Annotated in this window: 15 protein-coding genes; 3 read left to right on the top strand and 12 right to left on the bottom strand. The window is 63.6% G+C overall.

The features are described 5' to 3' along the window. Positions 1–16: 16 nt before the first annotated feature. The gene (gene pqqA / locus QA635_RS14635) at positions 17–97 is read right to left on the bottom strand and encodes a pyrroloquinoline quinone precursor peptide PqqA (RefSeq protein WP_009031067.1); all 81 of its coding nucleotides are present in this window, start codon (positions 95–97) and stop codon (positions 17–19) included. Positions 98–432: 335 nt separating this feature from the next. Beyond that, the gene (locus QA635_RS14630; RefSeq protein WP_283069880.1) at positions 433–831 is read right to left on the bottom strand and encodes a lanmodulin LanM; all 399 of its coding nucleotides are present in this window, start codon (positions 829–831) and stop codon (positions 433–435) included. A 662-nt stretch (positions 832–1,493) separates the two neighbouring features. On the opposite strand from QA635_RS14630, the gene QA635_RS14625 reads away from it, so the two are divergent. The 3 genes from QA635_RS14625 (at position 1,494) to QA635_RS14615 (ending at position 4,478) form a co-directional block, all read left to right on the top strand. After that, positions 1,494–3,158, top strand: a complete 1,665-nt coding sequence (locus tag QA635_RS14625) for a methanol/ethanol family PQQ-dependent dehydrogenase (RefSeq protein ID WP_283069878.1) — start codon at positions 1,494–1,496, stop codon at positions 3,156–3,158. Between the two features lie 79 nt (positions 3,159–3,237). Then, complete coding sequence (locus tag QA635_RS14620) at positions 3,238–3,525, top strand: c-type cytochrome (RefSeq protein ID WP_229188856.1); 288 nt, start codon at positions 3,238–3,240, stop codon at positions 3,523–3,525. Further along, complete coding sequence (locus QA635_RS14615) at positions 3,522–4,478, top strand: substrate-binding periplasmic protein (RefSeq protein WP_283069876.1); 957 nt, start codon at positions 3,522–3,524, stop codon at positions 4,476–4,478. Before QA635_RS14620 ends, QA635_RS14615 begins: the two co-directional genes overlap by 4 nt. Positions 4,479–4,490: 12 nt before the next feature. Here the strand turns inward: QA635_RS14615 and QA635_RS14610 are convergent, their stop codons facing one another. The 10 genes from QA635_RS14610 to QA635_RS14565 all read right to left on the bottom strand — a co-directional run bounded on the left by QA635_RS14610 (position 4,491) and on the right by QA635_RS14565 (position 13,765). Then, on the bottom strand, positions 4,491–5,399 hold the full coding sequence (locus QA635_RS14610; protein ID WP_283069874.1) for a flagellin: 909 nt from the start codon (positions 5,397–5,399) through the stop codon (positions 4,491–4,493). A 16-nt stretch (positions 5,400–5,415) separates the two neighbouring features. Continuing rightward, a complete protein-coding gene (gene flgK, locus QA635_RS14605; RefSeq protein WP_283069873.1) occupies positions 5,416–7,191 on the bottom strand; it encodes a flagellar hook-associated protein FlgK in 1,776 nt (591 codons plus the stop codon). A 27-nt stretch (positions 7,192–7,218) separates the two neighbouring features. Further along, on the bottom strand, positions 7,219–7,674 hold the full coding sequence (locus QA635_RS14600) for a flagellar protein FlgN (protein WP_283069871.1): 456 nt from the start codon (positions 7,672–7,674) through the stop codon (positions 7,219–7,221). 19 nt (positions 7,675–7,693) lie between these two features. Beyond that, positions 7,694–7,948, bottom strand: a complete 255-nt coding sequence (locus QA635_RS14595) for a hypothetical protein (protein ID WP_283069869.1) — start codon at positions 7,946–7,948, stop codon at positions 7,694–7,696. Next, positions 7,945–9,216 (bottom strand): flagellar hook protein FlgE, encoded by a 1,272-nt coding sequence (gene flgE / locus QA635_RS14590; RefSeq protein ID WP_283069868.1) that lies wholly within the window; start codon positions 9,214–9,216, stop codon positions 7,945–7,947. The genes QA635_RS14595 and flgE overlap by 4 nt, the downstream gene beginning before the upstream one ends. Positions 9,217–9,235: 19 nt before the next feature. Further along, the gene (locus tag QA635_RS14585; RefSeq protein ID WP_225647635.1) at positions 9,236–9,895 is read right to left on the bottom strand and encodes a flagellar hook assembly protein FlgD; all 660 of its coding nucleotides are present in this window, start codon (positions 9,893–9,895) and stop codon (positions 9,236–9,238) included. Between the two features lie 231 nt (positions 9,896–10,126). Continuing rightward, positions 10,127–10,633 (bottom strand): hypothetical protein, encoded by a 507-nt coding sequence (locus QA635_RS41775; RefSeq protein ID WP_425249155.1) that lies wholly within the window; start codon positions 10,631–10,633, stop codon positions 10,127–10,129. 103 nt (positions 10,634–10,736) lie between these two features. Continuing rightward, entirely contained in the window at positions 10,737–11,180 is a 444-nt protein-coding gene (locus QA635_RS14575) for a flagellar export chaperone FliS (protein WP_283069865.1), read from the bottom strand. Beyond that, on the bottom strand, positions 11,180–12,877 hold the full coding sequence (gene fliD / locus QA635_RS14570; RefSeq protein ID WP_283069864.1) for a flagellar filament capping protein FliD: 1,698 nt from the start codon (positions 12,875–12,877) through the stop codon (positions 11,180–11,182). Before fliD ends, QA635_RS14575 begins: the two co-directional genes overlap by 1 nt. A gap of 63 nt (positions 12,878–12,940) precedes the next feature. Continuing rightward, positions 12,941–13,765, bottom strand: a complete 825-nt coding sequence (locus QA635_RS14565) for a flagellin (protein WP_028336954.1) — start codon at positions 13,763–13,765, stop codon at positions 12,941–12,943. Positions 13,766–13,881 lie beyond the last annotated feature (116 nt).

Raw genomic sequence — 13,881 nt, 5'->3', positions numbered from 1 at the left:
GTTACTTGTCTTAAGATTACTTGCGCGCTGCGCAGGCGTACATGTTGATTTCCATGCCCACCGGCACTTCGACGATCTTCGGTGTTTTCCAGGCCATTTCCTTCTCCCAAGTCATAAGTTGGCGCAAGCCTCGCGCCGCGCGGCAAGCTAGGGCTGCCTTTTCCAGGGCGCAAGCCGGCCGGGTAAGGACCCGACTTCGCTGCTGGACATGCCGAAGCGGACGACGGCTCGCTGACATCTGCCCGGCATCGGGAACTCCGACACTGATCTGTCGGGCATTTTCCGGCTGCCGGGCGGCGACGCGTGGGTAAGGAGACCCGATTCATCCAGCCGCGTCTTGCCCAAGAGCGAAATCGCAACTTTTTTTGTTATGCGCGGAATTCTGCGTCAATATCCGGCAAATCCGCCCGGCAAAGTTCGCCGGCTGGCAACTTATTTGAGCAGGCGCAGCAGGGCCCGGCCGGCGCGCGAGTTCAACTCCTTCGCATCCAGCGTTCCGTCATTGTCGGGATCTGCGGCCTTGAAGCGCTGCTCGACAACCGCGAGATATTCGTCGAGCGTCAGGGTGCCGTCGTGATCGGGATCGGCAGCGGCCAGTTCTTTCGCGGTCAGCCGTCCACGCAATTCGCGCGCGTCGAGCGTGCCGTCATGGTCGGGATCGAGCTTCGCGAACAGATCGGCGGCAGCCTTCTTGGCTTCGGCAAGGTCGACCGTGCCGTCATTATCGGGGTCGAGCATCCTGAGCGCACTGCGACCGCCCGATGCGGCCAACGCGGGACCTGACAGGACAACCATCGCCAAACTCAGCGCAAGCGATCGGCGCGAAATCATCGTTCGTCTCCCGTAAGTGCCGCTCCGGCGAAGACACGGAGCGCCTGCGATCCGACCCTACCATAGCAGCTTCAGCGGGGCTTCCCACGGTTCGTGTACGCGGCGAAATCCTGTCGGGATTCGGGTGGAAAGCGGTTGCCTCACGGGCCATCTGTGGCGCTCTCGATTGCACCACAACGAGCGAGGTGACCCATGACCAGCATTTGCAAGAACGCATTGGGCTGCCTCGTTGCATTCGGTCTTATCGCGCCCGTGTCCGCGCAGACCCGGTACCCTGCCCCATCGGCGGAGGCGGTCCAGCAGCGCGTTCTCACCGGCAAGGAACGGCTCGGCCGCAAATGGACCGACGAGCAGCGTATCGATAATTGCAATGTGCCGCCGGACAAGCGGGGCGCGAAACCGCGGCCGAGTGTCTGTCCCCCGACGCCGTCCAGCTGACCGTTCGCGCCGCGGCATCACGGCGGGCCGCGCTGGTGTAGCGTATTCCACGCGACCGCAAGCCACGAACGCATCTGCGAAAGACCTGACGCTTTCGATCAGTCTCTTGCGGTTACCGGGCGCTCGTTCACGTTTTCGTATTGACCCGTTTTGGTTTCAGGCGGATGGTTCCGTCCGCAACGTCAGGAATAGGCGTGCGAAAAAAGGTTCATTGGGAGGATAGGATGAGACGCATTGCGCTGGCCGCAAGCCTCGTGATTCTTGCATCGTATGGTGCAAGCGCCCAGACCAACGAGCAGTTGGTCAAGGGGGCGACTGATACTTCGAACGTTCTCAATTACGGCATGGGCTACAATCTTCAGCGCTTCTCGACGCTGAACCAGATCAACAAGGACACGGTCAAGAATCTCGTTCCCGTTTGGAATTACAGTCTCGCCGACGATCGCAGCGAGCAATCGCAGCCGTTGATCTACCAGGGCACCATCTATCTCACCACGCACAACGCCACGATGGCGATTGACGCCAAATCCGGCAAGCAGGTGTGGAAGACCAAGGTCGAATATCCCGCCGAAACACCGCGCATTGTCTGCTGCGGCATCATCAACCGCGGCGCGGCGCTGTTCGATGGCAAGGTGTTCCGCACTACGCTCGACGCCAATGTGATCGCGCTCGATGCCAAGACCGGCAAGGAGCTGTGGCGCCAGAAGGCCGCGGATATCAAGGAAGGCTACTCGATGACGGTGGCCCCGCTGGTCGCCGACGGCGTCGTGATCACCGGCATCTCGGGCGCCGAGTTCGGCACCCGCGGCTTCATCGACGGCTGGGATCCCGCAACCGGCAAGCATCTATGGCGCACCCATACCATCCCGTCCCCGGACGAACCCGGTGGCGACACCTGGAAGGGCGACACCTGGAAGCTCGGCGGCGGATCGACCTGGATCACCGGCTCCTACGATGCCGAGCTGAACACCGTCTATTGGGGCATTGGCAACCCCGGACCGTTCAATTCGGCGGTGCGTCCCGGCGACAACCTCTACACCTGCTCGGTGCTCGCGCTGGATCCAAAGACCGGCAAGATCAAGTGGCACTACCAGTTCTCGCCGAACAACCCGTTTGACTATGACTCGGTTGCCGAGATGGTGCTCGCCGACATGACCGTCGAGGGCAAGCCGACCAAGGTGCTGATGGACGCCAACCGCAACGGCTTCTTCTACGTGCTCGATCGCACCAATGGAAAGCTGCTCGCGGCCAATCCTTACGTGACGGTCAACTGGGCGAGCGGCATCGATCTGAAAACCGGCCGTCCGATTGAGACCGACATCTCCAAGGATGCGCGCGACGGCAAGAAAGTCCTCGTGCAACCGTCGATCCTTGGCGGCAAGAACTGGGAGCCGATGTCGTACAATCCGCAGACCGGCCTAGCCTATGCCAATACGCTCAATATCGGCGGCAACTACAAGGCCGAGCCCGCGACCTACAAGCAGGGCGAATGGTATCTCGGCATGGACCTCACCGATCCCTGGGCCTGGCCCAACGGACCGCGCGGCTATCTCAAGGCCATCGAGCCCATGACTGGAAAGAGCAAGTGGGAGGTGGCGAGCGAGATCCCGCGCTTCTCGGGTGTGCTCTCGACCGCTGGCGGCGTCGTGTTCTCCGGCCAGCTGACCGGTGAATTCGATGCGTTCGACGCCGAGAACGGCAAGAAGCTGTGGAGCTTCCAGACCGGCTCCGGCATCGAAGGTCAGCCGGTGACCTGGCAGCAAGATGGCGTTCAGTATATCGCCGTCACCAGCGGCTACGGCGGAGTGTACTCGATCTTCTCCGGCGACGAGCGCCTTGCGAAAGTGCCGACGGGCGGGTCCCTCTGGGTCTTCGCCGTCAAGCAGTGAGCGCGGATCGCACGTGAAGACAGTATCGATCTGGACGGCGGCGGTGTTCACCGCCGCCGCGATGACGGGCATCGCGACTATGACGATGCCTGCCATCGCACAGCAAGCAAATGCCGACGGCGATCAGGCCACGATCGACAAGGGCAAAGTCACCTACGCCCAGAAGTGTTCGCACTGCCATGGTCCGAACATGGTCAATTCGGGCACGGTCACGCCGGACCTTCGTACCCATCCCGATGACAAGACACGGTTCGTCACCACGGTGAAGCAGGGCAAGAACGGCAAGATGCCGCCGTGGGGCGACATCCTGAGCGACGAGGAGATATCGGATCTCTGGGCCTTCGTCGCAAGCCGGAGAAAGCCATGAGGGCCTGGACCGCGGCGCTAGCCGCCGCTCTCGGCTTCGCACTGATCTCGACGCTTGCCGGCGTGACCGCGGCACGCGCGGCCGACGAGCCGCTCCGAGTCTGTCTCGACGAGGACCTGCCGCCGTTTTCCGTGCATCATCGCGGCAAGCCCGCCTCGGGCTTCGACGTTGCGCTCGCGCAGGCAATAACCGGGCGGCTCGGCCGCAAGCTCGAGATCCAGTGGTTCGAAAGCAAGCTCGATGACACCGCAAGCCCCGCGCTCGAAGCCAATGCGCTGCTGTCGGACGGGCGCTGCTCGCTGGTCGGCGGCTACGCCCTCACCAAGGACTCGCTGAAGGCGCCCGGCGTCACGACGGCCAAGCTGCCGGACTTCGACGGCGCCACCCGCGAGGATCGCCGCCGACGGATTCCGATCGGCGTGCTGGCGCCCAGCCAGCCCTACATCTATTCGCCGATGACCGTCGTGCTCGGTCCCAAGGCCAAGGACAAGATCAAGGAGCGCAAGATCACCGATATCGGCGATCTCGCGGGCCTTCGCCTGACGATCGAAAGCGGCACGCTGGGCGACGCCATCCTGATGACCTTCGACAAGGGAAAGCTGATCGACGACATCACGCACCTCGTTCCGGGGCGCAGCGATCTGTTGGGCGAACTGGAACGCGGCGAATTCGACGCCACGCTGCTCGACCTGCGCCGCTTCGACGCCTACCGCGCTGAACATCCCGACACCAGGATCACGGCCTCGGGCTACTATTATCCGATCGGCGCCAACCGCGGCTACGTTGCGCTCGAGACCGACAAGGCGCTGCTGGAATCCGTCAACAAGGTCCTCGCCGACCTGCAGGCCAAGGGCACCATCGCGGAGCTCGGCAAGGCTGCCGGCCTCACTTGGCTTCCGCCGCGCGAGCCGATCATCCTCGGCGATGTCTGGCTGAAGATCCTGAACCGGTGATGCCGGCGATAGCTATCGCAAATAGCTTGCCAGATTCATGCTCTGGATCTTGGAGATCGCCGAATAGGACGCCGTCAGCTGCGCCTGATAGGTCGAAAGCTGTGCCGTCACGGCCGCGACATCGACGCTGGTGAGGTCCGTCGACAGCGTCTTCGCAAAATTCTGATAGTCACTCTGGTTTGTGCTGGCGGTCTCGATCTGCGACGCCGCGGCCGACAACTTTGCCTGTACGGTGGATGTGGCATCCAGCGCATTGCTCGCGAGGTCGAGCGCCTGCGTGATGTCGCTCGACGACAGCGTCGCGCTGTTGCCGACGTACTTCAACAGCCGCATCACCTGCTCGAACGCCGGATTGTCGGCGGTGACGCCGTAGGAGATCGACTGGCTGTCCGACACGCGCACGGACGCGATCTCGCCGTCGCCCTTGTAGTAGCTGGTGTCTGATGTCGTCAGCGATCCGGTGCCCGTCCCATAGCTCGACAGGTCCGCCGGCGCGGTGTCGGTGCGGGCGCCGCTGAAGACATATTCGCCGTCATACTGGGTGTTGAGCAGCCCCTGCATCTGCGCCATGGCCTGCTGCGCATAGTTGATCACCGATGCCGTCGCCGTGCTGCTGCCCGTGGTGGCCGCGCTGAGTTGGGTCCGCAGCTGCGTGATGATGTCGGTCATCGACCCGACCGCCGAATACATCACCTGCACCTTGTTGTCGGCGAGTTGGCTGGCATCGATATAGGACTGCGCACGCGTCACCGACACCTGCAAATTGATGACGCGCCCGGCGCCGGAACCGTAGCCGCCGAAATCCTCGGATTGCAGCCCGGAGGACTCCTGCACCTGCTCGTTGGCCATCACCGCCTGCACCCGCAGCGCGTTCGATATCATCTGGTCCGACTGTGCGAAGGTGGCAACGCGCATCATCATGACGACGGCCTCGGGTTCAGCTGGCGCTCATCGCGGTCATCAGCGCCGAGAACATGGCGTTGATCGCGGTAATGATCTGGGACGCGGCGGCGTATTTGTTCTGCAACGCGCTCAGATTTGCGGATTCCTCGTCAATGTTGACGCCGGACTGCGACGACAGCGAATTCGCATAGGTCGACTGCGCGGTCTGCTTGGCGGTGTAGGCCGCCGATGCCTGGGTCGCCTTGCCGGCGACGTTGGCGACGATGGCGGCCGCGTAGTCCGTGAAAGAGCCTGTGGTCGCGCCGAGGCCGCCGGCCATGCCGAAATTGGTCGCCCCCGTCAGCGCGCTCGAGAGCGCGTTCACCACCGTCGCCGAGCCCGGTGACAGCACCGAGTTTCCAGCGGTCAGCGTGGACGACGCATCGAGCGTCGCCGTCGGCAGCGCCGCCGTGCCGTTGAGGATGTCGCTGCGAACAGCGATATTCGACGCACTGGTTCCTGTGATCAGGTCGTTGAGCCCGAAGTAATCCGAAAAGCCCTCGCCCGAACTGCCGACCGCGCTCGTCATCTCGTTGATTGCGACGCCGTTGCCGGATGTGGTCGTCGAGATCGACAAGTGGCCGTTGGGATCGACCGAAGCTGACAGCCCCGAGATGCCGTTGATCGCGGTGGCGAGATCACCGACCGTGGCGTAGGACGACAGATCGAGGTCCTGGTAGGACACCAGATTGCCGCTCTTGTCCGCAACCGCAATGCGCACCGTGCCGGTCGCCGACAACGGCGTCGTGCTGCTCACGGTGGCGGCTCCGGTCAGGCTGGCCGGCGGCGGCACCGACGTGCCCTGGTTCGACACCGCGTTGACGCTCGCGGCAAGCTGCCGGGCCAGCTCGTCGAGCTGCGACTGCGCCGCCGGCAGCGTCTGGTCGCGCAGCGTGATCAGCGCGCTGACCTTGCCCGAGGAGATCTGCGAGGTGATGTCGACGCCGTTGACGGTGATGCCGCTGAAACCGCTTGACGATCCCACGCTATACGTCGTCGACACCGTGACGCTGGGCAGCGCCGTATAGCTCAGCGGATGCGCCGTGCTATCGACCAGCGCCTGTCCCGATCCGGTATAGACCTGCAGATCGCCGGTCGACGTGGTGAAATAGCTCACATTCATCATCGACGCGAGATCCTGCAGCGCGCTGTTGCGCTGGTCCTCCAGATCGGCCGTCGACTGCCCGGCTGCCGCCTGCTGCTTGATCTGCTTGTTGAGGTCGGAGATCTGCTGCAGGTCGGAATTGATATCGGTGACCGACGACGCGATGTCCTGGTCGGCATTGGAGCGCAGCGTCTGGATGCCGCTAGAGGTCTGCTGCAGCTGTGTCGTCACCGCCGCAAGCGCGCTGACGGCGTTCGATTGCAGCGACGCGCTGCTCAGCGTGCTCGCCAGCGACGACAACGCCGACCCGAATGCCGCGATCGTGTTGGCCAGCGAGGTGCCCGTCGTGGAGCTGTCCGAGCTCGATGTGCTGCCATAGAGCTGCTGGAGCTCGGTCAGAAAGCTGTTGGTGGTGTCGGCGGCGCCGAGATCAGAATCGGCCCCGACCAGCGACTTCAAAAGCAGCTTGTCGACCGCGCTGCTGATCCCCGTGATCGTGACGCCGGTACCGACACCGGAAGTGACGCTGCTGCTCTGGTTGGCCGTCTTCGCGGTATAGCCCTTGGTGTCGGCATTGGAGATATTGGCCGAAGCTACGCTGATCTGCACCTGCGTGGCTGACAGCCCGCTGAATGCGATGCTTCGTGCGATATCGAGCGACGACACGACCAACTCCCTCCGGCGCCGGCCCGATCAGGCCCGCACGTTGGTGCCATAGGACATCGCCGGCGTGACGCGACGACCGCCGGCGCCATAAGGCGATACGTTGGCGATCTGCTCGCGGATCGCCTGCATGATCGCCTCGATCCTACGATTGCTGGCATCGATCGCAGCGCGTAGCCGCATCACATTCTCGTCCATCGCCATGCGCAGCTTCAGGATCCGGTCCATCAGCTGCTCGCGCAGCACGCGGTCCTGGACGTTGAGATTTGCCGTCTTGCCGACCGCTTCCGCCACACACTGCTCGAACAGGGTGGCAAGTCGATGCTTCTCGTCGACCTGCTTCAGCCGCGAGGCCGGCAAGCCCTTGGCGAGCTCGACATTCTCCTCGTTCACGATCGCGATCAGGTTGTCGATCAGCGCGATCAACGACCTTGCTCGCTCGTCATTGCCCGCGGGATTGACCTTGATGTTGCGTTCCGGTGTCATGTCATCGCTCCCGTTCAAGCTAGTGCCCGCGACGCAGGGCGCGAACCGATTGCGCGCTGCGTCCATACGCGGTGATTGCCGTTACCCGGACCGCGGCCCGGTTGAGTTCCTGGTCGAGCCGCGCGCATTCGCGCATCAGCAGGTCCCGCAACGTTCCGACATCGTCGAGCAACGCACGGAGCTGCGCCCGATCGTCCGGCCGGACCGAAGCGGCCTTCGCCTTCAGCCGCTGAAGCCTGATCAGCAGGCGGTCATTCCGCTTCTCGGTCATCATCGCGACACCGCCGAGATCAGCGTATCGAACATCTTGTCGACGGTGGTGATCACCTGCGAGGCCGCCGAATAGGCCTGCTGCGCCGAGATCATGTTGGAGAACTGGCCGCTGGTATCGGTGGTGCTCGACTCGAGCTCGCTACCGTAGATGGTGCCGGCGCCGTTGGTGCCCGAGGTCTGCAGCGTGGCGTTGCCGGAAGCTGCCGTCGCGGAGTACATGCCGTCGCTAGCCGCGCTCAATCCGTTGGGGTCGCTGAAGGTCGCGACCGCAATCTTGTAGATCGCGATCGTCTGCCCGTTGGAGTAGGTGGCGTCGACCACGCCTCCCTTGCCGATCGAAATACTGCTCAGCTTGCCATAGGGCAGACCGTCCGACGTGATGCTCGTAAGGTCGACGGCCGGCGTGGTCTCGCCCGACGAATACTGCGTGAGGCCATCGGTCTTGCCGGCCGTACCGAGATTGAGCGTAATGGAGCTGTCGGCCGCGCCGTCTGTCCAACCGGTCACCGAGATGGTCGGCGGGCTCGGCACCGTCGATTTGAGTGAACCGTCGCTATTGAAGGTGATCGCCACCGTATCGGTGATCGCGCTGGCGCTGGCCGTCGTGGAGTCCGAGGCGAGCTTTGGCGTCTCGAAACTGGCCTGCCAGCTGTTGTCGGCGGTCTTTTTCCAATCGATCTGGATCGTGCTTGCCGTGCCAAGCGAATCGTAGACCGTCATCGAGCTGTTGAAGGTCGCGCCGACCGCGGCATCGGCCGGCAGGTTCGCCGCGACCGTGGTCTTGGTGGTGGCACTGCCGCTGGTGGAAGCCACCTGCGTATTGATCGGTCCGAGGCTCGCGGCAGAGGCATTGCCGACGATGTTGCCGTCAGCGTCGGTGCGCCAGCCCTCGAGGTAGTTGCCGTTGTTGACGAGGTAACCCAGATTGTCGGTGGTGAACGCGCCGTTGCGCGTATAGGAGGTGGTGCCGCCGGACGTCGCGTTGGTGGTGACGAAGAAGCCGCTGCCCTGGATCGCGACGTCGGTGGCGTTGGTGGTCGCGGACAGCAAGCCCTGCTGGGTGATGTTGGCGCGGCCGGACACCGTGACGCCGCCGGACGTGTATGAGGTGGCGCTGTTCGACGCGGTCACCAGATCCTGGAACATTGCCGACGTGGTCTTGTAGCCCGTGGTATCGGCGTTGGAAATGTTGTCGGAAATCATTGCCAGCGACTGGCTCTGCGCATTGAGCGCCGAGATCGCTGAGGAAAGAGCACCAGTGAGACTCATGATATTACTCCGGAGGCAATCAGGACGTGACGCCGATGATGTTGGCGGCGCTGACGGGGACGCCGTTCACGAGCAGCGACGGCGTCGAGCCGGAGGCATCGATGCCGGTCACCGTTCCCGTCATCGTGGTGTAGCTGAGCAGCGAGTTTCCGGCGGAGTCGGTCGCGGTCACCTGAATCGTGTATTGGCCGCCGTCCTTGAGCTGGGTCCCGTCGGAGGTCTGGCCGTTCCAGGTGAAGGTGTTGGAGCCGGCGGTTCCGGTCCCCTTGCCGCTCCACACCGTGTTGCCCGAGGAGTCCTGGATCGTGATCGCGACGTTGGACGCAGCCGAGGTGAGCGAGTAGCCGAAGGTCGCCGAGCCGTTGGTCAGCTCCGCCGTATTCGTCTTCGCCTCGACGGTGTGGCCGATATAGTTGACCGAGTTGAGCGTCACGAGACTCGAGAACGAGCTCGCCAGCGACGTCATGCTGGCGTTGGTCGACTGCTGCTCGGTGAAGTTGGCGTAGGAGGTGAGCTGGTTGATGAAGTCGGTCGTGCTGGTGGCGTTCAGCGGATCCTGGTTTTGCAGCTCGCTGACGAGAAGGTTGAGGAAATCGGTCGAGCTCATCCCCATCGACGCGCTCGACGACGAGCTCGACGTGGTGGAGGTTGCAGCAGAGGTTGCCGAGGAAACGGTCATGACAAGGCTCTCTTCGCCGCGGAATGCGCGACGGAACGCGGTGGAACATTGGGGTCGTGATGTCGTTCGCAGATAGAACGGATGACGCGCCGATTTCAGGCGCGGATTCATCCACCCGGAATCACTTGATGAATCGGCAGAATTTGCCGTGTTCGTTGCGGGTTCGCGGCTCGCAGGCGTGCATCTCGCCGCGAGAGCCCGCGGAGAGCTGCAACGGCAATGCGGAGCGTTCTAGAGCGAAAGGCTGATCGGCAGATCCGGCTCGCCGAGCATCACCGCCGGCGGCGTCAGTGCGGGCAACAGGCAGAGGGCCAGCAGCAGCGCAGGCAGCACCTTGCCCTGCTGTGCGGATTGGCCCGGTGCTTGTGCATCGTTCGGCTGATCGTCAGCCGAGGCCGGCCCCGACGCGGGCTTCTGGGGCAATTTCGCCGCCGCGGTCACGATGCGGTCGGCAAGACCCTTGGGTGCGCGAACAGGCGGCGCCGCGAGCGCGCGGCGTACCGCGCTCGCCTCCTCGTAGAGCGTCCGCGCCTCGGCCGAAGATGCCAAGAGCTGGGCGGCGGCAAGACGTTGATCGTCGGGCCAGCGGGACAGATCCTCCCCCAGCCGGCCGATCAGGTCTTCGAATGTCGCAACGTCCATCGCGCGCGCAGATCCAGCCTCGTCGCCAAGGCTGTCATAAAGCATTCGCGGGACGGCGGAAATCAATTTCCGCCGCTGTCGCATCAGGTCCAACATGGCGCTCGCCGGGCGGCTATTTTCCCCAACCAGGGCGCCCGCTCAGGCCCCTTGCTGCGCCGGCTAAGCGCCCTCGTCGGGTGATTCGCGGCCCTCTCCGGGCTCAGCGGCCGGCGGCTGATTCGAGCGTCATGTCGAGTGCCCTGGCCTTGGCGGCCTTGCCGGCGGTCGCCTCGACGAACTTCCAGGCGTCGCGCAGTTCCGCCAGGCTCGCGATGATGCGCCGGAAATTCTCCCTGGCCTGCGGCCGGCCATACGAGCGCAGGCACGCCATGATCAGGGCGTTATAGGTGCGGTAGAGACGATCGGCCATCGCGCCGCCGCGGGTGAAGTCGAGATTGTGGCTCAGCCCGCGCAGGATCGCGGTCGCCCGCGTCAGATAGATGTGCCCTTCCTCAAAGCGCTTCGCCTCGTGCGCGTCTAGCGCCTTCTGCAACAGCGTGATCGCGCCGTCGCACAGCATCACCACCGCCTTCAACGGCGGCACCGCCACCGCGGCGGATCGATAGGCATTGTTGGCGTGGTAGGCGGTCGCGTTCTGGGTCATTAGTTACTCGATGATGCGTCTAGGAGTGCTTTCAGGTAGCCCAGCGTGTTGTTCGCGCTTTCGATGGCCGCCTGGTAATTGGCGTATTGAACCTGCAGCTGAGCCTTGAACGTCGCCGCATTGCTCTGAATGTCGCTGACCTGGGACTGCAGGTCGGTGTCGCGCGACTGCAAGTTGGTGATCATGGTCTGGAGTTGACCGCTGGTTCCGGAACTGGTGTGCGCGAGCTGGTAGAGCTGCGTCGCCAAACCGGACGACGATGTCACCGTGATCGATTGCGAGGTCGAGCCCGTATAGGTGAAGGCCATACCGGCGTAGATCGTTCCTGAATTGCCGATGATGGTGTTGCCGACCACCGAAAAGCCGGAGCTGTCGCCGCCGACCGTGGCTCCGGTCAGCGTACCGGTGGAGTCCACCGTGAGGTCGAGCGTGAAGGATTGCGGCGACGTGCCGGTATTGACCACGCTGAGCTGGCTGGACGAAGTGGTGGTCTGCGCCGACAGCAGCTGGGTGACGCCGGCGAGATTTTGCGTCAGCACCGTCGACAGCGTGCCGGTATCGAGCTGGAGCTCGTTGTTCTCGTTGAAGGACAGGCCGAGATCGGCCATCGTCATGCCGCCGACCGTCCCGCTGAGCATCTGCTGCAGCTGGGTCATGATATCGCGCATCGTGCTGTCGCCGAACAGCACCGCGCTTGACGCAGCCGTGCCGTCGGAATTCTGCGCCGACTGCGCGATCACCTGGTCGCGAAATGCGTTGTAGTTGGTGACGAAGGCCTGCAGCGCTGACGTGATCTGGCTGGTGTCGGTCTCGATGCTGATGTTGAGGCTGGTGCCGCTCGGCGTCGGCTGCAGCAGGTCGAACGTGACGCCGGACAGGACGTCGGAAATGTCGTTGGTGTTACGCGTGAGCGCGATGCCGTCGAGGGTGAACTCCGCAGACTGCGACTTCTGCAGCACGTCGGTGAACGCCCCGGACGTGTCGGTGACGCCGAGCTTGTTCAGGATGTCATCGCCCGACGTCGACGAATAGGCGATGTCAGCGGCGTCTTGCGTCCCTGTCAGCACCATCTCGTAGGACCCGCTCGACACCTGGACGATGGAGGCCTGGACATTGGTGGTCGAGGTCTGGGCGTTGATGGTGTCGACGATATCCTGCATCGACATGCCGCTGGTGATCGAGATCGCCGTGCTGGTGCCGCCGGACAGGCCGAGCGAGAAAGTGCCGGAGAGGCCCAGCGCCGTCGAGCTGCTCGACTGCGAGGAGCCGATCACCTTCTGCGCGGTTGCGAGCTGGGTGATCTGGAGCGTGTGATCGCCGGTCGCCGAGCCGCTGTTGACGCTCATGTTGAGCGCCGACGAGGCGCTGACGTCACCGGTGGACGAGATCGTCGCCGCCCGGGTAGCGAACGCGTTGGTGGCAATCGAATTAATGATCGACGTGCTGAGCGACGACAACCCCGTCGCCAGCGTCGACAGCTCGGTCTGCAGCGATTGATAGGCCGTGATCTTGGCCTGGTTCGCGGTGATCGTCGTGGTGATCGAGGTCGCCGCTGCGAGCTTGGCGTTGACCTCGGCCTCGATCAGGGCATCCCAATCGATGCTGGTCGAATTGGTCGTGCCGGTCGTTGTCACCGTGCTGGCGGAACTGGTCGACGTCGTGCCTGATGTGCTCGAGGTGGCGCTGCTAACCGTCATGTCGACACTTCCGCCGCGATAAGAATCGGGCCGGCATCATGCCGGCCCGATCGGTCTTTCGAATTAGCCGAGCAGCTTCAGCAGGTACTGCGGCATCTGGTTCGCCGCGGTTTCAGCCGAGACCGCGGCCTGGGTCTTCACCTCGGCCGAAGACAGCGTCGCCTGCTCGGAGGCGATATCGACGTCCTTGATCGCCGAGTTCGCCGACTGCAGGTTCTGGGTCTGGGTCGAGATCGAGTCAGCGCTGAAGTTGAAGCGGGATTCCTGAGCACCGATCTCGGCGCGTGCGGACGAAACCTTGTCGATCGCGGTGTCGAGAGCCGTCATCGCGCTGGTGGCGCTCGACAGACTGGACACATCGAGCGACGTCACGGACAGCGACGAGGCCGTGAGGCTCGTCAGCGTGATCGTGATAGTGTCGGCCGAGGTCGAACCGACCAGCACCGAGACGCCCGAGGAGAACACGCTTGAACCGTCGAGCAAGCTCTGGCTGCTGTAGCGGGTGCCGCTGGCGATCGAGTCGATTTCGCCCTTGAGCTGCGTGAATTCCGAGTTGATGTAGGCCCGGCTCGAATCCGCCACGGTGCCGGAGGCGGACTCGGAAGCCAGCGACTTCATGCGGGCCAGGATGTCCGAGATATTGGAAGCGCCGCCGTCGGCGGTCTGCAGGATCGAGGTCGCCTGAGCCGCGTTGGTGGCGGCCTGCTGCAGCGTCGTGATGTCGGAGGAGATGCGGGTCGAGATCGCAAGGCCGGCCGCGTCGTCGGAGGCCGAGGTGATGCGCGAGCCGCTCGACAACTTCGACAGCGCGCTGGTTTCCTGCTGCGAGTTGATGTTGAGGTAACGGACCGCGGAGTTCGCTGCGGTGTTGGTGGAGATTGCCGGCATGAGTAGCTCCTGTGCTGATGGGGCATGGCATGCCGCATCGTGAAAAAGAGAGGTGACGCGGATCCAGCCCCCGTCCGCCCGATCAAACGGGTCGACCGCCGGTGGTCAGGCGCAAA

Origin of the sequence: Bradyrhizobium brasilense, from assembly GCF_029714345.1 — a bacterium.
Classification (GTDB): domain Bacteria; phylum Pseudomonadota; class Alphaproteobacteria; order Rhizobiales; family Xanthobacteraceae; genus Bradyrhizobium; species Bradyrhizobium australafricanum.
The sequence above is the reverse complement of the archived record's forward strand: the minus strand, read 5'-3'. Positions and strand labels throughout refer to the sequence as shown.